This window comes from Streptomyces sp. BL1, from assembly GCF_057628045.1.
In genome coordinates, this window is record NZ_JBXYWZ010000002.1 from 6,505,262 (window position 1) to 6,528,307 (window position 23,046).

The 23,046-nt window shown below is 72.0% G+C and carries 17 protein-coding genes; 10 read left to right on the forward strand and 7 right to left on the reverse strand.

Going from position 1 to position 23,046, the window contains the following annotated elements; translation table 11 throughout:
* Positions 1-1,003: 1,003 nt before the first annotated feature.
* Entirely contained in the window at positions 1,004-1,936 is a 933-nt protein-coding gene (locus AC3AGO_RS28515) for an alpha/beta fold hydrolase (RefSeq protein ID WP_487823109.1), read from the forward strand.
* A 49-nt stretch (positions 1,937-1,985) separates the two neighbouring features.
* Here the strand turns inward: AC3AGO_RS28515 and AC3AGO_RS28520 are convergent, their stop codons facing one another.
* The 3 genes from AC3AGO_RS28520 to AC3AGO_RS28530 all read right to left on the reverse strand — a co-directional run bounded on the left by AC3AGO_RS28520 (position 1,986) and on the right by AC3AGO_RS28530 (position 6,286).
* Positions 1,986-4,178, reverse strand: coding sequence for a putative bifunctional diguanylate cyclase/phosphodiesterase (locus AC3AGO_RS28520; RefSeq protein WP_487823110.1), 2,193 nt, complete (start codon positions 4,176-4,178; stop codon positions 1,986-1,988).
* Positions 4,175-5,002 carry an SAM-dependent methyltransferase gene (locus AC3AGO_RS28525; RefSeq protein WP_487823111.1) on the reverse strand — a complete coding sequence of 276 codons (828 nt, stop codon included), beginning with the start codon at positions 5,000-5,002 and terminating at the stop codon, positions 4,175-4,177. The genes AC3AGO_RS28520 and AC3AGO_RS28525 overlap by 4 nt, the downstream gene beginning before the upstream one ends.
* A gap of 732 nt (positions 5,003-5,734) precedes the next feature.
* Positions 5,735-6,286, reverse strand: a complete 552-nt coding sequence (locus AC3AGO_RS28530) for a hemerythrin domain-containing protein (RefSeq protein WP_487823112.1) — start codon at positions 6,284-6,286, stop codon at positions 5,735-5,737.
* A gap of 289 nt (positions 6,287-6,575) precedes the next feature.
* On the opposite strand from AC3AGO_RS28530, the gene AC3AGO_RS28535 reads away from it, so the two are divergent.
* The 6 genes from AC3AGO_RS28535 to AC3AGO_RS28560 all read left to right on the forward strand — a co-directional run bounded on the left by AC3AGO_RS28535 (position 6,576) and on the right by AC3AGO_RS28560 (position 12,259).
* On the forward strand, positions 6,576-8,174 hold the full coding sequence (locus AC3AGO_RS28535; protein ID WP_487823113.1) for an ABC transporter substrate-binding protein: 1,599 nt from the start codon (positions 6,576-6,578) through the stop codon (positions 8,172-8,174).
* A 53-nt stretch (positions 8,175-8,227) separates the two neighbouring features.
* Positions 8,228-9,208: an ABC transporter permease gene (locus tag AC3AGO_RS28540; RefSeq protein WP_487824858.1), complete on the forward strand. Its 981-nt coding sequence runs from the start codon at positions 8,228-8,230 to the stop codon at positions 9,206-9,208.
* A gap of 83 nt (positions 9,209-9,291) precedes the next feature.
* A complete protein-coding gene (locus tag AC3AGO_RS28545; RefSeq protein ID WP_487823114.1) occupies positions 9,292-10,170 on the forward strand; it encodes an ABC transporter permease in 879 nt (292 codons plus the stop codon).
* A 53-nt stretch (positions 10,171-10,223) separates the two neighbouring features.
* On the forward strand, positions 10,224-11,183 hold the full coding sequence (locus AC3AGO_RS28550; RefSeq protein WP_487824859.1) for an ABC transporter ATP-binding protein: 960 nt from the start codon (positions 10,224-10,226) through the stop codon (positions 11,181-11,183).
* On the forward strand, positions 11,176-11,829 hold the full coding sequence (locus tag AC3AGO_RS28555) for an ABC transporter ATP-binding protein (RefSeq protein ID WP_487823115.1): 654 nt from the start codon (positions 11,176-11,178) through the stop codon (positions 11,827-11,829). The genes AC3AGO_RS28550 and AC3AGO_RS28555 overlap by 8 nt, the downstream gene beginning before the upstream one ends.
* A 61-nt stretch (positions 11,830-11,890) precedes the next feature.
* Positions 11,891-12,259 carry a DUF6343 family protein gene (locus AC3AGO_RS28560; RefSeq protein ID WP_487823116.1) on the forward strand — a complete coding sequence of 123 codons (369 nt, stop codon included), beginning with the start codon at positions 11,891-11,893 and terminating at the stop codon, positions 12,257-12,259.
* Between the two features lie 37 nt (positions 12,260-12,296).
* On the opposite strand, the gene AC3AGO_RS28565 is transcribed toward AC3AGO_RS28560, so the two are convergent.
* On the reverse strand, positions 12,297-13,586 hold the full coding sequence (locus AC3AGO_RS28565; RefSeq protein WP_487823117.1) for a transglycosylase family protein: 1,290 nt from the start codon (positions 13,584-13,586) through the stop codon (positions 12,297-12,299).
* Between the two features lie 106 nt (positions 13,587-13,692).
* Entirely contained in the window at positions 13,693-14,568 is an 876-nt protein-coding gene (locus tag AC3AGO_RS28570) for a DUF6227 family protein (protein ID WP_487823118.1), read from the reverse strand.
* A 245-nt stretch (positions 14,569-14,813) separates the two neighbouring features.
* Between AC3AGO_RS28570 and AC3AGO_RS28575 the strand changes: the two genes are divergently transcribed.
* Both AC3AGO_RS28575 and AC3AGO_RS28580 read left to right on the forward strand, forming a co-directional pair.
* Positions 14,814-16,394 (forward strand): FAD-dependent oxidoreductase, encoded by a 1,581-nt coding sequence (locus AC3AGO_RS28575; RefSeq protein ID WP_487823119.1) that lies wholly within the window; start codon positions 14,814-14,816, stop codon positions 16,392-16,394.
* A gap of 95 nt (positions 16,395-16,489) precedes the next feature.
* Positions 16,490-17,920 (forward strand): LCP family protein, encoded by a 1,431-nt coding sequence (locus AC3AGO_RS28580; protein WP_487823120.1) that lies wholly within the window; start codon positions 16,490-16,492, stop codon positions 17,918-17,920.
* Between the two features lie 17 nt (positions 17,921-17,937).
* On the opposite strand, the gene AC3AGO_RS28585 is transcribed toward AC3AGO_RS28580, so the two are convergent.
* Together AC3AGO_RS28585 and AC3AGO_RS28590 are read right to left on the reverse strand one after the other, a co-directional pair.
* Positions 17,938-19,740, reverse strand: coding sequence for an acyl-CoA dehydrogenase (locus AC3AGO_RS28585; RefSeq protein ID WP_487823121.1), 1,803 nt, complete (start codon positions 19,738-19,740; stop codon positions 17,938-17,940).
* Positions 19,741-19,827: 87 nt separating this feature from the next.
* Positions 19,828-21,093 carry a PucR family transcriptional regulator gene (locus AC3AGO_RS28590; RefSeq protein ID WP_487823122.1) on the reverse strand — a complete coding sequence of 422 codons (1,266 nt, stop codon included), beginning with the start codon at positions 21,091-21,093 and terminating at the stop codon, positions 19,828-19,830.
* A 213-nt stretch (positions 21,094-21,306) separates the two neighbouring features.
* On the opposite strand from AC3AGO_RS28590, the gene AC3AGO_RS28595 reads away from it, so the two are divergent.
* The gene (locus AC3AGO_RS28595) at positions 21,307-23,004 is read left to right on the forward strand and encodes an AMP-binding protein (RefSeq protein WP_487823123.1); all 1,698 of its coding nucleotides are present in this window, start codon (positions 21,307-21,309) and stop codon (positions 23,002-23,004) included.
* Positions 23,005-23,046 lie beyond the last annotated feature (42 nt).

Genomic DNA, 23,046 nt, shown 5'->3' on the forward strand with positions numbered 1-23,046 from the left:
GCCGAACTACCGCACGAGGATGTGGAGTTCGTGCGGACATTCCGCCCTGTTCGACACCCGAGTGGTGAGAGTAGCCGTGTGGAGCCGTTGAAGGCTCTTGGTGTCTGTGGCGTGCGGTGGGGTATGGCAGTGAGGGCCTTGCCGCAGCGCGGAGTTCGGGCTGCCGGCGGGGGAGTTCTCGCAGGCGGGGCCGTCGCCGGCGGGCGGGAGGCGGCGCACGGCGCCGTCGAAGTGAGGGCGTGCGACGCCGAGTTGTGCGCCGTTGCGATCAACCAAGCGCCCGCGTGCGCGGCTCTCGTATCGTTCCGTGCCTCCGCTTACGCGCTGCGGGGGAACCGCGACGACTCGCCGTACTGCCGGACGCTGAAGGGGAATTGGCGCTACCGTCGGCCCTCGGGCCCCGGCAGCGGGCCCCTGGCGCTTCACCGTCCCGGCTACGGGAGCGCCGGCCCGACCGTACCCCCGCACCCGCCGACTGGCAGTCGGGTGGCTACCGCACATCCACCCGTGCGAAGAGAGAAATACCCGGGCGCCGGCCACGGGAAGCCGGCGTCGCCGGACGTGCCGCGCCCCTGCGGCCCCGTGGCCTCCTCCCGTCCCGGCCGCACCGTCTCCCGGCGGCCGACGCGGGGTCGCCCACACTTCATCTCCTCGCGAGGTGTGAAAGCCGGTGTCTTCATGTGGGTGAACAGTGAACGAGCCTCCCGGAGGAGGCGCGACTGTACGCCGTCCACCGGTACGCACCCGCCCCCGTTGCAGGCGCACGGGCCATCTGCACGGGCGCACGGGCGGCGGCCGGCCGGGTCGCGCTTGGCGTGAACCGAGCGCTCACGACGGCCGGAACGTCACCGGCGGGACCGCCACGGCGGGCGGGCACCTGCTTCACGCGGACCGTGCGCACCGCTACGGTTACCGGCTGCGGATCAACGCACGGTGCCGGCCCACAGCACGAGGCGCGGCACCGGGCACAAGAGAACCGGGGCACAAGAGAGAGGCGGGCGAAGTGGCGGCGGACAGCGGCGTTCGGCAGGACTTCACCACAGCGGCGGACGGCACACAGGTCGGCACGTACACATGGCTCCCCGGGGGAGCCCCACGCGCCCTCGTGCAGATCGCACACGGCGCCGCCGAACACGGCCTGCGCTACGACCGGTTCGCGCGCTTCCTCACCGGTCACGGCTACGCCGTCGCGGCCTCCGACAACCGCGGCCACGGCCGTACGGCTCAGCACACGGGCGGGTACGGCGTCGTCGGCGAGGAGGGCTGGCGCGCCACGGTCGCCGACCTGAAGGCCGTGGGCGACCGCGTACGGGCCGAACTGCCCGCCGGTACCCCGCTGGTGCTCCTCGGTCACAGCATGGGCTCACAGCTGGCCCGTGACTACGCGCAGGAGTACGGGAGCGGGCTGGCAGCCCTCGTACTGTCCGGCACCTTCCGCTCGCTGCCCGGCAGCGAGGCCGAGACCGACATCCGGCGGCTGGAGGGGGAGATCGCGAAGAGCGGCAGGGAAGCACTGTCGGACTTCGTGCCCGAACTGTTCGGCGCCTTCAACGACCCGTACGAGCACCGCACCGGCTTCGAATGGCTCTCGCGGGACGGCGACGAGGTCGACACGTACGTCCACGACGAGGCGTGCGGCTTCCCGTTCAGCGCGGGCCTGTCGCTCGACTGGGTACGCGGCTCCCGCAAGATCAACGATCCCGCGCAGCTGGAACGGATCCCCCGCGACCTGCCCGTGCACATCGCCGTCGGCGACCAGGACCCGTGCAACCAGGGCATGACGCTCGTGTACGAACTCCTGGAGGACTTCCGCTACCTGGGCCTGCGCGAGCTGTCCTGGCGCGCCTACACGGGCGCCCGGCACGAGATCCTCAACGAGACCAACCGGGACGAGGTCCAGACGGACCTGCTCCAGTGGATCGGCAAGCACGTCTGACACGCCACGGGCGGCGGTTCGAGGGGCGGCCCGGGGCGCCGGGCCCTCCTCAGGCCGGCCGCGCCGCCCACTCGTCGGCGAACTCCCCCGCGCACACCGGCCGTGCGTAGAACCAGCCCTGAGCCGTGTCACAGCCCAACTCGCGCAGCTGGTCCGCCTGGTGCTCCGTCTCGACGCCCTCCACGGTGACCGCGAGGCCGAGGGCGTGCGCCAGCGACACGATGCCCTCCACGAACGTCACGTCCACCGGGTCGGCCGGATGCTGCTGCAGCCCCTGGGTGAAGGACCGGTCGAGCTTCAGGGTGGTCGCCGGCAGCCGCCGCAGGTTGGCGAGGTTGGAGTAGCCGGTGCCGAAGTCGTCGAGGGCGATGTCCACGCCCAGTTCGGCCAGTTGGCGCAGCGGCTTCAGCTCGTCCTCGTCGGCGCCTATCAGCGCGCTCTCGGTGACCTCCAGGCAGAGCGAGGACGGCGGCACACCGGCCGCCTCCAGCACGGCCACGGTGTCCTGCACCAGATCCGGATGGTGCAGCTGACGCGGCGACAGGTTGACGTTCATGCGCAGAGGACGCCGCGCGGCCCCGCCCGGACCGTGCTCCTGATCGTGCCACGCGCACGCCTGCCGTACGGCCTGCTCCAGCACCCACCGGCCCAACGGCACGATGAGACCGGTGTGTTCGGCGAGCGGGATGAACCGGTCCGGGCCGAGCCTGCCGTGCACCGGGTGCTTCCAGCGCACCAGGGCCTCGGCGCCGTCCACCGTGCCGTCGCTCATCCGGATCAGCGGCTGGTACTCCAGGAAGAACTCGCCCCGCTCCAGCGCCGCCGGCAGATGGTTGGTCAGACTGTGCCGGTCTATGGCACGCGCGTCCGAGTCGGGGTCGGCCAGCTCGTAGCGGTTCCCGCCGCCGTCCTTCGCCCGGTACATCGTGATGTCCGCGCTGCGCAACACCTCTTCGGGACGGAGCTCCCCGCTGGCGCCCTCGACGATGCCGATGCTGGCCCGTACGGACAGGTCGCGCCCGTCGACCGTTATCGGCGTTGCCAGCGCCGCGAGGGCCTGCCGGGCCAGATCGGTGACCTCCTCGCTGCCGGCGGGGTCGGCGATGAGCGCCACGAACTCGTCCCCGCCGATCCGGGCCACCAGATGACCCGGCGCCGACGCACAGGACTGCAGCCGCTCGGCGACCGAAATGAGCAACTGGTCGCCCACGGCGTGCCCCAGGCTGTCGTTCACCGCCTTGAAGCCGTCGATGTCCAGGTAGCACAGCCCGAACCGGCTGACACCGCTGCCCGACGCCAGGATGCGGTCCAGGCGTTCGGCGAACAGCGTGCGGTTGGGCAGGCCCGTCAGCTCGTCGTGTGTGGCCTCGTAGCGCAGCCGCAGATGCAGCAGCCTGCGCTCGGTGATGTCCTCCATGAGCGCCAGCTGATAGCGCGGCGCACCCTCGGCGTCCCGCAGCAGGGACATCGTCAGATTGGTCCACAGCACGGTGCCGTCGGGCCGCTGGTACGGCTTGTCGACGCGCAGATGGTCCCGTTCACCGCGGACCAGTTCGCGGTGCAGCCGCCACACTTCGGGAGAGTCGTCGGGGTGCACCCAGTCGTGCACGTTGCGGCGGCGCATCTCCTCCTCGGAACGCCCGAACATCCGGGCCAGCGCCCCGTTCGCGTCCAGGATGCGGCCGTCCATGTCCGCGATGCCGATGCCGATCGTGGCGTCCTTGAATACCGCGCGGAACCGCGTCTCGCTCGCGTGCAGCGCCTCCTCGACGGCGCTCTGCGCGGCCAGCGCGGCACGCGAGAGCGACTCCTGCTCGGCGAGCGTACGGTCGCGCAGCGCACGGGAGAAGCCGGCCGAAATGGCGTGCTGCAGACGGGAACAGCGGGCGCGCGCCTCGTCGGAGGGCAACGCCCGCTCACTGTCCGGCGCGGTGCCGTACAGCACGAGGTACGACTCGATGACGCCGAGCAGGTGCGGCAGCGCGTCCGGGCTCGTGCAGTGCGCCTCCACGAGCGCGTGGCCCACGTCCCGTCCGGCCGCGGGGGAGAACGGCTGGGAGTGCAGCGCCTCGCTCAGCCGGCAGGCCAACGGGTAGAGATAGTCCGCGAGTTCGGCCCGGCTCATCGACGTCTGCGTCGCCGGGTAGACGGCGCGGCTCCAGATGGTCGCGAAGCGGCGCAGCCCGTCGTGCGGTGCGGGGGTCTTGTCGAGCCTGGAGTGCTCGTTCGGGCCGGAGTTCACCCCACGGGCCCCTGTGCCGTCTTGCGTCCCACGCCGGCGCAGCCGCTGAAGACCACGGGATCCTCCACGTGTGGTGAGCCGTCAGGCCGCCACTGCGGAAGCGGCACGACGCCGGGTTCGACGAGGGGGAACCCCTCGAAGAACTTCTCGATGTCCGCGTACGAGCGCATGACCAGCGGCGCGCTCGCCTTGCGGTAGACCCGCTGGATCCCGGTTCCTCCGTCCCGGCCCGGACCGTGCTCCGTCGACGCGTGGCTGAGCACCAGCAGACTGCCGGGCACACACGCGTCGGACAGCTCCTTGAGAGCTTTCCCCGGGTCGTCCTTGTCCTCCACGAAGTGCAGCAGGGCGACCACCATGACGGCCACCGGCTGCTCCAGATCGAGCACCCTGCGGACCTCCGGACTGCACAGGATGTCCTGCGGGGAGCGGAAGTCGGCCGACACGATGTCCGTCCGCTCGTCACCCTCCAGCACCGCGCGGCTGTGCGCGACGGCCACCGGATCGTTGTCGACGTACACGACGCGTGCCGACGGATCGAGAGCCTGCGCCACTTCGTGGACGTTGCCGAAGGTGGGGATGCCCGAACCGATGTCCAGGAACTGCGTGATGCCCTCGCCGACGGCGTACCGGATGGCGCGCCGCATGAAGGCGCGGTTCGCCTGCATGATCTTCGGCAGTCCGGGCCAGGCCGCGATCGCACTGCGTGCCGCGTCCCTGTCCACCTCGAAGTTGTGCGACCCGCCGAGGTAGAAGTCGTACATCCGGGACACGCTCGGCACGTTCAGGTCTATGCCCTGTGGGGCCCAGGCGGGACGTTCCATCCAGTGCTCTCCAGGCTTCGTTCAGCTCGCGGCGGCTCCCCTTCGGGCATGAGGCTACTGACCCGGCTGCGGCAGAAGGAAGGAATCCGGAAGTCTGCGGCCGGATCTTGTCCTCCGGTGCGGGAGGTTCCGGGCATAGCACCCCGGCATGCGCCCGGTCCCGTCCACGGTGTCCCCTGCCCGGCCGCGCCCGGCGTACGCGGAGCGCGGCAACTGGCCGCCGCCCGCGGGCAGTACGGCCGGGGGCAGTCCACCCGCGCGCGGAGTGCGGCGCGCCGGTCCCGCGACCCGAATGCGCCCTCCGTGTTGCGCGCCGCCGCCACCGGGGCGGTCCTCACGGTGACTTCGCTGCTCTGAGTGACCGGGGTCTGTGTTGTTTACGCCGGGGACAGTGTGAAACCCGGCCCTCCTGACACACCGCACACGAGGGGAGACCCAGAGTGGGCCTCCCCGGCGCCCTCGGAGCAACTGCGAGCAGGCGCACGGCAGCTGGGAGCGGCCGGAGAGGACCTGCACCCCTCTCCTGGCCGCGGCCCGCGTACCCGCACCAGCAGGGCGGGTGCCGCGGCGAAGGCGTCGCAAGCGTGTGCTGCGAGGAGCTCCGGGGTGCCCCGGACGGCCCGGTCCTTTCCGCCGGCCCGCCCGGGGCACCCCGGCGGCGTTGTACGAAGGGCCCAACCCGCGTCGTACGGCGCGGGTTGGGCCCGGTCGTGCGGGGAGGTGCTGTCCGGGTCAGCGCACCGCGCCGCGTATCGCGTCGCGCGTACGGTCGGCGACCGCGGTGAGCGGGCCGAGCGCCGCGTTCTTCACGCCGGACTCGGTGCCCGGCCGCGGATGGGTCGGCGCGATCTTCTCCGCCGCCTTGATGCCCGCGGCGAGCGCCCGGCGGTCACGGTTGTCGGTGATCTGCTGCAGGCAGTGGAACTCGTCCCGTTCCTCCGCGGCCGAGTGCGCCTCCACGTCCTGCCGCAGCGCCTCCAGCCGGGTCGTGAAGTCCGGGTCGTGCGGGTCCATCCGCTCCAGCGCGCTCAGCGCCTCCTTGACCTGCTTCTCCTCTTCGAGCCGCTGCCCGACCACGTGCTCGCCCTTCTCCAGATGGCGCCGCGCGTACGGGTGGATGATCTCCTCCTCGGCGGTCTCGTGGACGGTGAGCGTCCGCACCAGACGCTCGAAGGCGTCGCGGCGTGCCTCACCCTCCTGACGTGTCACCTCGCCGAACAGCTCACGGATGAGTTCGTGCTGCTTGAGCAGCAGGGTCACCACATCGCCGTCGCTGTCTGCCACTTGAGGTCCCTCCTCGGTCGTGCCTCGGGTCCTGCGTACGGGTCCGCCTCCCGGGGGCGACGCCGCCGAGGTACCCGGGCCGGTAACGGGAAAACAGCACGGAAGCCCAGAAAACCGTCACTTCAGTCACTGCCCGACCTTCCCGGCCACCCGTCCGCCGGGACCCGGGCCGGGTGGACGGGGCGGCACCCCCGTGCGGTTTAATTGCGAGCCGTTCGCAAGAACATTTGATGTTCAGCAGGGCGCAAGAACGCTTGATGTTCAGCAGAGTGGGAGAGGACGGGAACGCATGGCTGCCCGGACGGTACGGACGCTGACGGCGACGGCGACGACAGCGGCGGTGCTGACCGGCGCCGCGGCCTGTTCGGCACCCGGCGGTGAGGGCGCGGGAGGCAGCGGCGGCAAGGACGCCGTGACGGTGGGCGTGGCCCAGGAACCGGAAACCCTCAGCCCGTTGCTCGGGTACGGCAAGGAGGGCAACTCGAAGATATTCGACGGGCTGCTCACCCACGACGCGCGGATGAGACTGAGACCCGCGCTCGCCACGAAGCTCCCCGAGGTCGGCGACGGCGGCACCACCTACACGTACACGCTGCGCAAGGGTGTGAAGTTCAGCGACGGCAAGCCGTTCACCGCCGAGGACGTGGTGTTCACCTACCGCACCATCCTCGACAAGAAGACCAACAACGCCTCCAAGAGCGAACTCGACGCACTGGACAGCGTGCGCGCCGACGGCGACCACAAGGTCGTCTTCAAGCTCAAGTACCCCTACGCGCCCTTCGCCGAGCGCACCGTCCTGCCCATCGCCTCCCACGAGGACGCCGGCGGCCAGAACGTCAACACCGGCCCGTACAACACCAAGCCGGTCGGCACGGGCCCGTACGTCCTCACCAACTGGCGCAAGGGCGAGAAGCTGAGCCTCAAGGCCAACCCGCACTACTGGGGTGGCGAACCCGCGGTGAAGAAGTTCACCGTCGCGGTCATCGAGGACGACGACGTGCGCGCCACCCGGCTGCGCTCCGGCGACCTGGACGGCGCCATCCTGCCGCCCAACCTGGCCGAGCCGTTCCGGAGCGACAGCGGAAAGCGCACCCTGCGCGCCAAGACCGCCGACTACCGCGCCGTCACCCTGCCGTCCGGCAACAAGGTCACCGGGGACAAGGACGTACGCCGCGCCCTCGACGTCGCCGTCGACCGCGGGGCCATGGTGAAGTCCATCCTCAACGGCGCCGGCAAGCCCGCGTACGGGCCACTGGCCACCGACAGCCCCTGGTTCGCGAAGGGCACCGAGCGCGAGCACGACCTGTCCGCCGCCAAGAAGATCCTGGACAGGGCCGGATGGAAGCCCGGCAAGGACGGCATCCGCGAAAAGGACGGCAGGCGCGCCTCGTTCACCCTCTGGTACTTCTCCGGCGACAAGCTCCGCCAGGACCACGCGCTCGCCTACGCGTCCGACGCGAAGAAGGCCGGCATCGACGTCAAGGTGCAGGCCGGCAGCCGCGAGGTCATCCAGCCGAAGCTCAAGCACGACGCCCTGCTGGCCGGCAACGGCTTCCCCGCCGACCCGGACTTCGACCTCTACCCGGCGCTGCACTCGTCCCAGGCCGGCGACGGCTGGAACAACATGGCGCAGTACGACAACAAGGCCGTCGACAAGGCACTCGACGAGGGCCGCAGGACCGGCGACAAGGACGTGCGCAAGAAGGCGTACGACACGGTCCAGAAGGAACTGGAGAAGGACCCCGGTTACACCTTCCTCGACCACATCGACCACGTGTACGTCGTCGACGACGGCTGGAAGGACCTCACCACCCAGACCGAGCCGCACGACCACGGCATCGGCGCCGGCCCCTGGTGGAACGTGCAGGACTGGCAGCCGTCCAAGTGACCACCGCAGCACCCGCACCGCCCCGTGGCGACCCGCGCGCGGGCCGCCGCTCCCTGTGGGTCCCGGCGGCCCGGCTCGTGGGCCGCCGGCTGCTGGCCGCCGTCCCCGTGCTCGCCGCCGTCACCTTCGGCGTGTTCGCCATCGCGGCCGCCTCGCCCTTCGACCCCGTGCAGCAGTACGCCGGTTCGGCCGGACTGAACGCCTCCCAGCGGACCCTGGACCAGCTGCGGGAGAACCTCCACGTCGACGGCCCGTTCCCGGAACGCTGGTGGCACTGGGCGCTCAACGCACTGCAGGGCGACCTCGGCGACTCCACCGCACTGCGGCAGCCCGTGTCGCAGGTCATCGGCGAACGGCTCGGCTGGTCCGTGCTGTTGTGCGCCGTCGGGTTCACGCTCGCCGTGCTGGCCGGCACCGTGCTCGGGATCCTCGCCGCACGCCGGCAGGGCGGCTGGTTCGACCGCACCGTCACCTCGGCCGCCTACACGCTGGAGGCCGCGCCACCGTTCTGGCTCGGCCTGCTCGCCGTCTGGCTGTTCGCGCTGAAACTGGGCGTCCTGCCCGCCGGGGGCCTCACCGACACGGGCAGCGACGTCGTCACGGCGGGCGCACTCGTACGTCATCTCGCCCTGCCCGCAACGGTGCTGGCGGTGTCTCAGCTGCCGTGGTTCCTGCTGTACGTACGGCAGGGCGTCGCCGACGCGCTCGAAGAGGACGCCGTACGCGGCGCCCGCGCGCGCGGACTGCGGGAGCGCACCGTGCTGTTGGGGCACGCCCTGCGGTTCGGACTGCTGCCCGTACTGACCCTGGTCGGCTCCCGCGTGCCCGAACTCATCACCGGCGCGCTGCTCGTGGAGACCGTCTTCAGCTGGCCCGGCATCGCCTCCGCGACGGTCGAGGCCGCGACCTCGGTGGACTTCCCGCTGCTGGCCGCGCTCACCACCCTCGCCACGGCAGCCGTCCTCGCCGGCAATCTGCTGTCCGACCTGCTGTACGGACTGGCCGACCCGCGCGTACCGCTGGAGGAGATGTGACGGCCACACAGAACGGCAGCGCACAGAACGGCAGCACTGCACGGAACGTCAGAACTGCACCGAACGACAGGACAGTTCGGCCTGTGCGGGCCGGCCGGCGCACGCGCGCGACCGGGAGCGGCGCCGGGGGGCGCCGCTCCCCGCGCGCCCTGCGCGTGTGGGCGTCCGGCGTACTCGTCGCCGCGGTCGTGGCCACCGTGCTGCTCGTACCGCTGTTCTTCCCACTGGACGAACAGGCCGTCGACCTGGCGGCCAAACTGCAACACCCCTCGACGGCCCATCTGTTCGGCACCGACGACAACGGGCGCGACGTCCTGCTGCGCTGCGTCTACGGGCTGCGCGTCTCCCTGCTCGTCGGCGTCGTGGCAGCCCTGGCGGCCACCGTCATCGGGACGGCGGTCGGCGCGTGCGCGGGCGCGCTGGGCGGACGTGCCGACCGGATGGTGATGCGCGTCGTGGACGTGTTCTCCTCCGTACCGCACCTGCTGCTGGGCATCTTCATCGTGGCCATGTTCCGGCCCGGAGTGTGGCCGGTCATCGTGTCCGTGGGGCTCACCCACTGGCTCTCCACCGCGCGCATCGTGCGGGCCGAAGTGCTGTCGCTGCGCGCACGCCCGTACGTCGACGCCGCCGTCTCCGGAGGAGCCTCCCGCTGGCGGGTCACCATTCGGCATCTCGTACCCGGCGTGCTGCCGCAGGCCGGACTCGCCGCCGTACTGATGGTGCCGCACGCCGTGTGGCACGAGTCCGCACTGTCGTTCCTCGGCCTCGGACTGCCCACCCACCGGGCCAGCCTGGGCAACATGGTCCAGGACGCACGCAGCACCCTGCTGGCGGGCGACTGGTGGCCCACGCTCTTCCCCGGGCTGTTCATCATCGTCCCCACCCTCGCCGTCGCCGGACTGGCCGGAGCCTGGCGGGAGCGGATCAACCCGCGCCGCCGATCGGAGCTGATGCTGTGAGCGCCCCCGCACCACCGCTGCTGTCCGTGCGGGAGCTGTCCGTACGGTTCCGGATGCGGCACGGCGCGTCCGTCGCCGCCGTCACCGACGTGTCGTTCGACCTCGCGGCCGGCGAGTGTCTCGCGCTCGTGGGGGAGAGCGGCTGCGGCAAGTCCGTGCTCGCCTCCGCGCTGCTCGGGCTGCTCCCCGCCAACGCGGAGACGCGCGGCACGGCCCTCGCGGGCGACGGCGGGTCCGGCCCCCTCGACCTGCTGACCGCCGACGAGCGCACCCTCGCCCGTACGGTGCGCGGCCGGCAGGTGGGCCTCGTACCGCAGAGCCCGGCCGCCCATCTGACGCCCGTGCGGACCATACGGTCCCAACTGGCCGAGACCGTACGGGAGCTGACCGGCACCGGCCGCGACGGGCTCGACCGGGCCACCGTCGAGGCAGCGGAACGCGCGGCCTTCCCGGCCGGCCATCTGGACCGCTACCCGCACGAGTTGTCCGGCGGCCTCGCCCAGCGCGCCGCGACCGCGATGGCACTCGTCGGCGAGGCGCCCCTGCTCATCGCCGACGAACCGACGACGGGCCTGGACCGGGACCTCGTCGAGCGCACCGTCGACGAACTGCGCTCCCACACCGGCGAGGGCCGCGGGCTGCTCATCATCACCCACGACCTCGCCGCCGCCGAGCGCATAGCCGACCGGGTCGCCGTCATGTACGCCGGACGGATCGTCGAACTCACCGGGGCACAGGGCTTCTTCGGCGAACCGGGACCACGCCACCCGTACGCGCGCGGGCTGCTGGAGGCGCTGCCCGAGCGTGCCTTCCGGCCCATCCCCGGCATGCCGCCGGAGCTGGGTGCCCTGCCCGAGGGGTGCGCCTTCGCGCCGCGCTGCGAGCGTGCGAGCAACGAGTGCGACGCCGTGCCGGAGCTCGGTGACGGCGCCGCCTGCCACCATCCGCTCGGAGCGCCGGTCGGGGTGCCGGGCGGGCCGGGCGCGGACCACGGGGGCGCCGACCGTGCTTGAGCTGCACGACATCACCGCCGGATACGACAAGGGCACCCCTGTGCTGCGGGGCGTCTCCCTGACCGTGCGCGAGGGGGAGGCGGTGGGGCTGCTCGGTCCGAGCGGCTGCGGCAAGTCGACCCTCGCGAAGGTCGCGGCGCTGCTGCACCGCCCCGCGGCGGGCAGCGTCCGCATCGCCGGCGAACCCGTACGCGGCTGGCGGCACCGTGCGCCCCGCGCGCAGCGCACCGCCGTCGGCGTCGTCTTCCAGCAGCCGCGGATGGCCGCCGACCCGCGGCTCGTCCTGGCCGACCTGATCGCGGAGCCGCTGCGGGCGACACGGCAGCCGGCCGCAGGAATCCCGGACAGGGTCGGCGAGTTGGCGGAGACCGTCGGCCTGGGCGGCGACCTGCTCACCCGCAGACCGCACGAGGTGAGCGACGGACAGCTGCAGCGGGCGTGCCTCGCCCGCGCGCTGGTGCTGCGGCCGCGGGTCCTGGTGTGCGACGAGATGACGGCGATGCTGGACGCGTCGACGACGGCCTCCCTGGTCGCCGCGGTCGAGGCGTACCGGGACGCGACCGGCGCGGCACTCCTCGCCGTCGGCCATGACCGGCCCCTTCTCACCCGCTGGTGCGACCGGACCCTCGAGCACGCGGAGCTGTGACGGGCCGCGCCGAAGGCGCCGGCTGAGGGACACTGGAAGTGCGGGAGGAGGTGACCGCATCATGTCCAGTCACCCGCAGATGCATCACCCGCAGGCGTCCCACTGGTGGACGCGTCACTCGTGGGCACACGCCCGCCGGCCGGGGGAGCCGGGCACACAGGGGCCGCGTCCGGCTCCCGTGGAACGTTCCGGGACCGAGCCGCTCACCGCCCGGAGCGACCTCCGGCTGCGGCTGGCCCTCTCCCTGCTGTTCACGCCCCTGTTCGCCCTCGGCACCGGGCTGCTCTGGTACTGGACGGTGCGGGCCGGCCCCGACAACGTCCCCACCAGCGACACGCTGCTCCTGCTGACCGTGCTCTGCGGCGCACTGACGGCGTTCGCCGTGGCCGACCTGCTGGTCATCCGGATGCGCATGCGCCGCCGACGCTGACCGCCGGCAGACGGGAGCGCCCTCTGACGGGAACCCCTCAGAGGGAGACGCCGCGCTCGCGCAGGTAGGCGAGGGGGTTGATGTCCGTGCCGAAGGCCGGCCCCGTACGGATCTCGAAGTGCAGGTGGGGGCCGGTCACATTGCCCGTCGCGCCGGATCGGCCCAGCCGTTGCCCGCTGCCGACCTGCGCGCCCTCCCGTACCGCGATGGCCGAAAGGTGCGCGTACTGGCTGTACTTGCCGTCGGTGTGCCGCAGCACCACCTGATAGCCGTACGCGTCGGCCCATCCCGCCGACACCACGGTGCCCCCGCTGACCGCCCGTACGGCCGTGCCCGTGGCGACGGGGAAGTCCACGCCCGTGTGGTAGCCCGAGGACCAGCTGCTGCCCGGTACCCGGTAGCCCGTCCCCGTGTCCGCGCCCTGGACGGGCGTCGTGTACGAGGCCGGCTTGCCGGCGGTGCCCTGTGACGCGGCCCGCTTCTTCTCCGGCGTTGCCCGCTTCTTCTCCGGTGCGGTCCGCTTCTTCTCCGGTGCCGAACGGGACGTCGACGGCTGTTTCGCCCGGGACGGCGCCTTCGCCTCGCTCCGGGCGGCCTTCCCGCGGAGGTCGAGCTGCTGTCCGGGGCGGATCAGGTCGGGGTCGCGTCCGACGACCGGCCGGTTGCGCTCGTACAGCCCTCGCCAGCCGTCGGACACGTCCCGCCGCTGCGCGATGCTGGACAGACTGTCGCCGCCGACCACTTCGTACGTCGTCGGCTGTTTCGCCCGGTCGGCCTTGGCCTGCCGGGCCCGCTCGGCGCGCTTCCGCGCCTCGTCACCGCTGTCACCGCCGGCATTCCTGTTGCCGCTGTCCCGGCTGACGTTGTCCCTGTCGCCGTCGTCCCGTTGTGCGCGTTCCCGCTCCTGTGCGGCCGGGCGTGCGGCGGGGGCCGGGCCGGGGTCCGCCGCCGTGCGCGACAGTCCGGCCCGGGGGCCGCACTGGGGCCAGGCGCCGGGGCCCTGGGCCCGTAACACCTTCTCGGCGACGGCTATCTGTTCGTCCCGCGTCGCCAGGTCGGCGCGCGGCGCGTGGGCCGTCCCGCCGTACGCCTGCCACGTGCTCTGGGTGAACTGCAGCCCGCCGTAGTACCCGTTGCCCGTGTTGACGTTCCAGGAGCCGCTGCTCTCACAGGCCGCGACCTTGTTCCAGGTGTCCTCCGGCGCGGCGTGCGCGAAGTTCACGCTCGCCAGCGGGATGGCGATGCCCGCCCCGCCGACGGTGACGCGGAGCGAGGCCCGGGCGACGGAGCCGGGTTTGTGGCGGCGGTGGCGGCCCCGTGCGGACATAGCCGTTCCTCCGGTCGAGTGGAGACACTGCGTAAGTGGACACACACTGCGGGGAGTTGCTGCCGAGCGCGCCCACGATAGGCGCACCCCTCCGAAGGTCACAAGGTCACAGTTCGAATCCGTGTTCACGGGCGTGCCGGTGTGCGGCCCGGTCGGCGTGTGCCTCGTCCAGGTACACCTCGCACACCAGCCGCCCCGAACCCGTCAGATCGTGCTCCAGCTCGTACAGGCTGAGTTCGCTGCCGTCGGCGAGCAGGAAGGCGTGCTGGTACAGCGAGCACCAGATGTGCCACTCGCGGACCAGCGCGTGCGGCCGGGGCACGTGCACGATCTCGTGCCCCTGTGCGCCGGACAGCAGGCGCAGTACGTCCTCGCCGGGGCGGTCCTCGTTCTCCGCGCGGCGCAGCAGCCGGCGGGCGTGGTCGGGGGAGTCGTGCTGTACGTAGCCGCGCTGCCGGGGCAGCCAGGCCGCCTGCGGTACGAGCCCGAACGGGGCCGCACCGCCTGGCACTTCGGGCTCCCCCTGTATGTCCGCCTCCCCGGCGGCGCCGGCGTCCTCGCCGTACGTGTCGTCGCGGGCGCCGCCGTACAGCTCCCCGTGCGTGCCGCCGTCCGCGAGGACTTCACCGCCGGACCCGACGCCGCCGTGAACGCGCCGCTCGGACTGCCGCATCTCGTGCTCGCGTTCGTACACCTCGGACACCAGCTGTCCGTCGCCGTCCTGGTCCTCGTAGCACAGCTCCCACAGCAGTTCGCTGCTGCCGTCCCTGAGCAGGAAGACGTGGCGGAAGCAGCCCCACCACGCCTCCCCGGTGTCCCAGGGCCGTGCGTACTGCGGCTGCCCGTGGTCGGGCGCGACCTCGTGCACGACGGACCGCTCCAGGCGTTCCAGCATGGCGTCGGACACGTCGAACGGATTGCGGGACCTGGCCAGCAGTCCCTGGAGTCGCTGAGCAGGCGTCAGCTCTGTTTCCTCACGCATCTGGGATCCCTCCCGGCACACTTCAACCGACTGATCCCCGCGGGCAGCCACGGTAGCGCCGCCGGTACGCCGCGCGGGGCGGATCGGGGGAAACTCCGGGCCGCCGGGCGAAATCCCCCGCTCACCGGCCCATGCGGAATGTGGATGACTCGCGTGCAAAAGGGAACGACAGAGTGGAGACGAACAAGAGACCGGTCCGTCGGCGTGTGTCACCGCGTGGGGGAGGCCGAGGAGGGAGCGCGGTCGTGACGACACTGCCCGTCGGCTACGAGTCGTACTGGATGCTCTCCGCGGCGGGGTCGCCCCATCCGCCCCTCGCGCCGGGCAGCCGCCTGGAGGTGGACACGGTCGTCGTGGGCGGCGGTATGGCCGGACTGTCGGTCGCGTGGGAACTCACCTGTGCGGGCCAGACGGTGGCCGTTCTGGAGTCCGACAGGATCGCCGCCGGGGTGACCGGCCACACGAGCGCGAAGGTGTCGGTCCTGCACGGGCTGATCTACGCCAGACTGCGCGATGCCCAGGGGCCCGAGGCGGCCCGCCAGTACGCGCTGTCCCAGCAGCAGGCCGTCGAGCATCTCGCGGACACGGCGCGGCAGTTGGGCGCCGACTGCGAACTGGAGCGCGTTCCGGGCTACACGTTCGTCGAGTCGTCCCGGCACGCCGCGGAGATCCGCGCCGAGGCGGAGGCGGCCCAGGAGGCCGGCCTGCCCGCCTCGTACGTCACCCGCACCGGCCTCCCGTTCCCGGTGCACGCGGCGGTACGGGTGGCAGGGCAGGCCCAGTTCCACCCCCGCAAGTACCTCCTCGCCCTCGCCGCCGACCTGTGCCGGCGCGGCGGTGTCATCCACGAACGCACGCGTGTCACCGGGCTGGACGCGGGCGACCCGTGCCGCGTCAGCACGGAGAACGACGCGGAGGTCGTCGCGCGCGACGTAGTCGTGGCCACCCACTACCCGGTCTTCGACCGGGCGTTGATGTTCTCCCGGCTCGAACCCCGCAGGGAGCTGGTCGTCTCCGCGCTGCTGCCGGAGGAGCAGGATCCGGGCGGCTGCTACCTCACCCCGGAGCGCCGCACCCGCTCGGTGCGCACCGCGCCGTACCCCTTCCGGGACGGGCAGCGGCTGCTCATCGTGACCGGCGAGAAGTTCACGCCGGGCACCACGGGCATAGGTTCCGTGGGCGCGCGGTACGAGCGGCTCGCGGCGTGGATGTACGAGCGCTTCCCCGACGCGCGCATGGTGCACCGCTGGGCCACCCAGGACAACGACACCACGGACGGCGTCCCGTACATCGGCCGCTTCCACCCCGCGGCCCAGCACACGTGGGTGGCCACCGGGTTCGGCGGCTGGGGCATGGCGAGCGGTGTGCTGTCGGGGCAGCTGCTGGCCGCGCACATCACCGGCGGTGAACTCCCTTCCTGGGCCCGGCTGTACGAGCCGCGCCGGCTGAGCCCGCGGGAGGCGCCGGCGATGCTGCGGTTCCAGTCGGCCGTCGCACGGCGCTTCGTGGCGGACAGACTGCGCTCGTCGTACGTGGACAGCGTGGACGAGATCGCGCCGGGCACGGGGGCGATCGTCCGCATCGAGGGGCGGCGCTCGGCGGTGCACCGTACGCCCGAGGGCGAGCTCCGCGCCGTGTCGCCGCGCTGCACCCATCTGGGCTGCCTGGTGCGGTTCAACGACGAGGAGGGCGCCTGGGAGTGCCCCTGCCACGGTTCGCGCTTCGGCACGGAGGGCGAGGTCATACAGGGGCCCGCGACCCGCCCGCTGGAACGGCGCCCCGAGCACGAGGTGCCACAGGGCGACCAGCAGGGGGATTGGGCCTGACGGGTGGACACGGCGGGGCCGGCCGCCGATGAGCCGTACGTGACCGTGCACCGCCTCTAGCCTCCGAACGGACTGTTCCGCCGGAGGTGTTGTTCTTGTCCGCGTTTCCCAGGACGTCCGCGTTCTCCAGACTGCGCGTGTTCCCCGGGCTGTCCGTGTTCTCCGGAAGGGCACGGCTGCGCCGCGGGCTGTGCGCGACAGCGGTCGGCGGTGCGCTGCTGTGCGGCGCCGTGCCGTCGTGCGGCCTGCTGCCGGGCTCGGGGGAGGGGAACGGTGCGGGGTCCGGTTCCGCTGACGACAAGGGCGTCAACATCCTGCTGACGGGCATCGACCAGCGGCGCGGCATGTCCGGCGCGGAGAAGGACCGGCTGCACGTCAACGGGAAAGAGTGCAACTGCACGGACACGATGATGCTGCTGCATCTGTCCGGCGACCGTAAGCGGGTGTCCGGCGTGAGCATCCCGCGCGACTCGTACGTGCCCTTCGCCCGGCAGAAGGGAGCGCCGGAACGCGGAAAGATCAACGCGGCGTTCAAGCACGGCGGGCCCGAGCTGGCGAAGCGCACGGTGGAACTGAACACCGGTGTGCACGTCGACCATTACGCGCAGGTGGACTTCTCGCGCTTCGTCCGCGCGGTGGACGACATGGGCGGTGCCGAAGTGTGCACCGACCAGCCGCTGTGGGACTTCAACTCCGGGCTGGACCTGAAGGCGGGGCATCACGACCTGGACGGCAAGAAGGCGCTCCGGTACGTGCGTGCCCGCCATGTGTCCCCGCCCGGTGACCTGGGGCGCAACCGGCGTCAGCAGTACGTGCTGACCTCCATGCTGACCGCGCTCACCGGAGACCGCGCACAGTCCGACCCGGCGGCGATGGCCCGTACGGTGAACGCCCTGCGCAAGTCCGTACGTACCGACGGCACGCTGACCGCCGCGAGGATGGCCGAACTGGGCAGCGAGCTGCACGGGCTGACGGCCCGTCGGACGGAGTTCGCCACTGTGCCGATGGCGGACTTCGACCTGCGCGTGCCGGGGTGGGGGTCCTCCCTCAAGTGGGACAGGAAACGCGCCGCGGAGCTCTTCCGCGACCTGCGCGAGGACCGGTCGCTGACGGCCAATCCGCACCACCGGCCGCCGCCCGGCGTACGGGCCGTGTCCCTGCCGCCCTCGACCGTTCCCGTACAGGTGGCGGGCACTGGGGCGCGCGCACAGCGGCTGGAGGACGGCCTGCGCAAGAACGGGTTCCGCATCGTCGAGGGCCCGGTGCCGGCCGCCGCGCAGTCGCCCGACGGCCGCACCCGCATCACGTACAACCCCGCCAACGAGCCGCAGGCGCAGGTCGTGGCGACGGCGCTGCCCGGCGCCAAGATGAGCCTGGTGCCCGGTCATTCGGTGAACGCCACGGTGTGGCCCGGTGAGCGCGGCGCCGAGGCGAAGAAGGTCGTCGAGGACCGCAACAGCGTGGAGGGCGCGGCGCTCACCGGGGACCGTGTCGGCGGCTGTAAGGAGCAGACGAGCAGCTCCTGAGCCGCGGCCGGGTGGGGTCACAGCCAGTCGGGGTCCGTCTCCAGGGTGGTCACGTCCCGGCTGGCCAGCAGGTCGAACTGCGGCCCGGTCCGGGGCAGTTCGTGCCGGAAGAAGTACCGCGCCGCCTGCCTCTTGCCCTGGTGGAAGGCGTCCTGTTCGTCGCCGGTCGCGAGGAACTGGCCCAGCCAGATCCAGGCGAGGACGGTGTGTCCGACGGCCTCCAGGTACACCGACGCGTTGGCCAGGGCCGTCTCCGGGTCGCCGGTCTCCCACAGTTTGGCCGTCACCGCTGTCACCCGGTTCCAGGTGTCCCGCAGTGTGGCGGCGAGTTCGGCGGCCTCGCTGCCGGCGGCGGAGGCCCGCTCCACCGTCTCGCCGACGGCCTCGCCGAGCGCCAGCAGTCCTGCGCCGCCGCCCATGACGGCCTTCCTGCCGAGCAGGTCCATGGCCTGGATGCCGTGGGTGCCCTCGTGGATGGGGTTCAGCCGGTTGTCGCGGTAGTGCTGCTCCACGTCGTACTCACGGGTGTAGCCGTAGCCGCCGTGCACCTGGATGGCGAGGTTGTTGGCCTCCAGGCACCACTGGGACGGCCAGCTCTTGGCGATCGGGGTGAGCACGTCCAGCAGCAGTCCGGCCCGCTCCCGGTCCTCCTCCGACTCGGCGGTGCGCTGTTCGTCGACCAGCCGCGAGCAGTACAGCAGCAGGCCGAGCGCGCCCTCCACGTACGACTTCTGCGCGAGCAGCATGCGGCGCACGTCGGCGTGTTCGACGATCGGCACCTGGCCGGACGAGGGGTCCTTGGTGGCGACCGGCCGACCCTGCGGGCGTTCCCGGGCGTACTCCAGGGACTTCAGGTAGCCGGTGTAGCCGAGTGCCATGGCGCCCGCGCCGACGCCGATGCGGGCGCCGTTCATCATGTGGAACATGTACGCGAGTCCGCGGTGCTGTTCGCCCACCAGATAGCCGACGGCGCCGGGCGCACCGTCGATGGTGTGCTGGCCCTCGCCGAAGTTGAGCAGTGCGTTGGTGGTGCCGCGGTAGCCCATCTTGTGGTTGAGGCCCGCGGGGACGACGTCGTTGCGCTCGCCCGTCGAACCGTCCGGCCGTACCAGGTACTTGGGCACGATGAAGAGCGAGAGGCCCTTCACCCCGGGCGGGCCTCCGGGGATGCGGGCGAGCACCAGGTGGACGATGTTCTCGGACAGTTCGTGGTCCCCGCCGGAGATCCACATCTTGCTGCCGAACAGCCGGTACGTACCGTCGTCCTGTGCTTCGGCGCGGGTGGCGACGTCCGCGAGGGACGAGCCGGCCTGCGGTTCGGACAGGCACATCGTGCCGAAGAACCGCCCCTCCAGCATGGGCCGGACGAAGGTGTCGATCTGTTCGGCCGACCCGTGGGCACACAGCAGCCGCGCGTTCCCCAGGGTCAGGAACGGGTACGACGAGGTGCCCACGTTGGCCGCCTGGAAGAAGCCGAAGCAGGCCGTCGCCACGGTCTGCGGCAGCTGCGCGCCGCCGAGTTCGGCGTCCATGGACGCGGTCAGCAGGTCCGATTTGGCGAACGCCTCCAGGGCCTCCTTCACCTCGGGGATGGTGTGCACCCGCTCCCCGTCGAAGGACGGCTCCTCCTGGTCGTTCTTCTTGTTGTGCGGGGCGAAGTGCCGCTCGGCCAGCTGCTCGCTCAGGTCGAGCACGGCGTCGACCGTCTCCCTGCTGTGCTCGGCGAAGCGCGGCCTGCGCAGCAGCTCCCCGGTGTCCAGCCACTGGTGGAGCAGGAAATCGAGGTCACGGCGGGAGAGCAGGAGCGAGCGTGAGGCCATGGCGGTGATCCGATCCCGGTCGAGGACTAAGCGCTTGCTTATCCTGGTTCGGTACGGCCGCGGCTGTCAACGCCCCGGACCGGGCGACTACGTCCCCGTCGGTCTCAGCGCGGCCGCCGGGCCGGCGGCGGAAGGTCCGGACAGCTCCTGCCCCTGACGGGCCAGCTGCCGTGCCCGCAGCACCAGTTCCATCTCGAACAGCGTGTCCGGGTCCTGCAGCCGGTCGCCGAGCAGCTCGTCGAGCTGACGCAGCCGGTAGCGCACCGTCTGCGGGTGGACGGCCAGTCGCTTCGCCACCTCGATCGTGTTGTGGCCGCTGCGCAGCCAGGCGAGCAGCGTCTCCGCCAGCCGGTGCCGGTGCGGCGCGCGCACCTGCTCCAGCGGGCCCATGTGCCGCTCCGCCAGCACGTCCAGCAGCGTCTCGTCCTGGAACAGCAGCAGCGTCGACAGGTGGTCCTCGCAGCGGATCACCTCCCGGCGCGGAATGATGCCCCGCTGCGCCAGCTCCAGGGCCTCCGCCGCCAGCCGCGCCGACCTGCTGCCGTCCGAGACGCCGACCGTCGGCCCGATCACCGCCCGCTGTCCGCGCAGCGCCAGCGAGACCGACCGCGCGCGCCCCGGTCCGTCCGGGTCCGGCACCACCATGCACACCGGCAGGCGGTCCGTCCGTACGAGGACGTCGGGCGGGGTGATGGGCCGCTCCGGCTCCGCGCCGTTCTCGCCCGGGGGCGCGTCCACCAGCACCACCGCCAGCCTGCGCGGCACCGTCCACTGCGCGGCGCGCGCCAGGTCGGAGATCGCCTCGCAGGACGCGGGCGGATCGGCCGTCAGCAGGTCGAGCAACCGGTCGCGTCTGCGCTGCAGTTCACCTGCCGCGCGCAGCCGGGCCTCCGTATAGCCGCTCGCCGTCGCCTCGATGATCTCGTCGAGGTGCACGAGCATCGCCTCGCCGAGCGACACCAGTACGCCCCGCGGCAGCACCTGTTCGTCGGCGAGCGAGTTGATGCGCCGCCAGGCGATCCGCGCACCCATCCGCATGGCCTGCTGGAAGGCGTCGAGACTGCGGCCCTCGTTCGCCTCGCCGCGGCCGATGCTGTGATAGGTCTGCGCCACCGCCTCCCAGCCCTCCTGCGGTTTGGTCATCCTGTCGAGCAGCAGCCCCAGCGCCTGTTCGGCACCCGTACGCAGGGTGCGCATGTACGTGTCGTCCTGGGGGCGTGCGTACTCGGGGATGCCCTGCTGGATCTCCGCCACGACGTCGTCGACGAGATCGGACAGGTACGGCCGCAGCTGGCCGGGGAGTTCCGGGGGGAAATCGGTGAAGGGATCATAGGGAAGATGACTGTCACTCACCGGTTCTGACGCTCCTTCCGATACGGGGGAGCTCTCCTGATGCGTGGGAAGATACCGCCGGGAGAATGCCGTTTCCCCTGCATTACCGACGAGTTAAGTTGTGACTGTTTATCACATCCGCACAGCCGGGCTGTCCGCGGAGAACAAGACGCCGGCGCGCGCAGTCGAGCACGGTACGTCCTGAGGCCGATCCCCTGCGGAGACGAGGGCGGAGTGCGGACACGGACGTACCGGACGGACAGCGACCGCCCCTGGCACCGCTTCTACGCGCCCGGCGTCCCACGGCACCTGCGGATACCCGCCGTTCCGCTCACCGCGCTGCTCGACGAGGCGGCCGCACGCAGACCCCGCCGTACCGCCCTCGTCTTCTTCGGCCGCCGCACCCGCTACCGCCGACTGCGCCGCACCGCCGACAGATTCGCCGCGGCCCTGTACGCGCTCGGGGTGCGGAACGGTGACAGGGTCGCGCTGATCCTGCCGAACTGCCCGCAGTTCGTGGCAGCCCTGTACGGCACTCTGCGCGCCGGAGCCATCGCCGTACCCGTCAACCCGCTCTACACGGAGAGCGAACTGCGCCACATACTCGCCGACTCCGGCGCCACCGTCGCCGTGGTGCACGACGGCGGCTGTCCGGCCGTCACCGCCGTGCGCGACGACACCGCACTGCGGCACGTCGTCACCACAGCCCTCGCACACGAACTCCCGTGGTGGCTGCGGCTCTTCCTGCGCGCACCGCTGACCCGCGCGCGGGCACTGCGCGCCCGCCTCGACCCCGGCCTGCCGCCCGGCGCGCACACGGAGGAGTACCGGCGGCTGCTCTCCCGGCACCCGCCGCGCCGCGCGCCCCGCCCGCGCCTCGACCCGGCCGGCGCCGCCCTCCTGCAGTACACCGGCGGCACCACGGGCACCCCCAAGGGCGCCGTCCTCACACACCGCGGCCTCGTCGCCAACGCCCACCAACTGCGCGCCTGGTACCCCGACTTGCGCGAGGGCCGCGAGACGGGCATCAGCGTGCTGCCGCTGTTCCACATCTACGGGCTCACCCTCGGCCTGAACGTCGGACTGCTCGCCGGCGCCCGTACCGTCCTGCTGCCCGTCTTCGACGCCCGGCTGCTGCTGCGCGCCGCGCGCCGCTGGAAACCCACCCTGCTGCCCGGAGTGCCGCCCCTCTACGACCGGTTGCTGGAGCGCACCCCCGAAGAGCTGGAGGCCCTCGGCACACTCCGCAGCTGTCTGTCCGGCGCCATGCGGCTGCCGCCCGAGACCGTCGACCGGTTCCGTACGGCCACCGGCGGCCACCTCGTCGAGGGGTACGGACTGACGGAGGCGTCCCCCGTCGTCCTCGCCAACCCGCTGAACGCCAACGCCCGTCCCGGCACCGTCGGCATCCCGCTCCCCGGCACCGACGTACGTGTCGTCGACGAACACGACCCCGCCCGGACGCTGCCCCGCGGCGAGGCCGGCGAACTGGCCGTACGCGGCCCGCAGCTCTTCGCCGGCTACTGGGGCGACCCCGCCGACACCGCGCGCGTCCTGCGCGACGGCTGGCTGCTCACCGGCGACATCGCCGTCATGGGCCCGGACGGCTTCGTCACCGTCATCGACCGCAAACGGGACGTCATCAACGCCAGCGGCTTCTCCGTCTTCCCCTCCGAGATCGAGGAGGTGCTCCAGGCGCATCCCGCGGTCGCCGAGGCCGCCGTCGTCGCGGCCCCCGACCCGTACCGCGGGGAGACCGTCAAGGCGTGCGTGGTCGTACGGGACGGAGCCACCCTCACCGTCCCCGGCCTCCTCGCCCACTGCGCCCGCCATCTGACGGCCTACAAGGTGCCCCGCATCGTCGAGTTCCGCACCACCCCGCTGCCCCGCAACCATCTGGGCAAGGTGCTGCGCCGGTCCCTCAGACCGTGAGGGACCGGCGCGGCGTGCTGCTCTCAGGGCAGCCGGGCGTGC

What these genes read in the sequence shown, in the direction of transcription:
- AC3AGO_RS28525 (WP_487823111.1), bottom strand. Translation starts at nt 5,002, where the DNA reads ATGGAACGTCCCGCCTGGGCCCCACAGGGCATAGACCTGAACGTGCCG.
- AC3AGO_RS28535 (WP_487823113.1), top strand. Translation starts at nt 6,576, where the DNA reads ATGGCTGCCCGGACGGTACGGACGCTGACGGCGACGGCGACGACAGCG.
- AC3AGO_RS28550 (WP_487824859.1), top strand. Translation starts at nt 10,224, where the DNA reads ATGCGGCACGGCGCGTCCGTCGCCGCCGTCACCGACGTGTCGTTCGAC.
- AC3AGO_RS28560 (WP_487823116.1), top strand. Translation starts at nt 11,891, where the DNA reads ATGTCCAGTCACCCGCAGATGCATCACCCGCAGGCGTCCCACTGGTGG.
- AC3AGO_RS28565 (WP_487823117.1), bottom strand. Translation starts at nt 13,586, where the DNA reads ATGTCCGCACGGGGCCGCCACCGCCGCCACAAACCCGGCTCCGTCGCC.
- AC3AGO_RS28570 (WP_487823118.1), bottom strand. Translation starts at nt 14,568, where the DNA reads ATGCGTGAGGAAACAGAGCTGACGCCTGCTCAGCGACTCCAGGGACTG.
- AC3AGO_RS28585 (WP_487823121.1), bottom strand. Translation starts at nt 19,740, where the DNA reads ATGGCCTCACGCTCGCTCCTGCTCTCCCGCCGTGACCTCGATTTCCTG.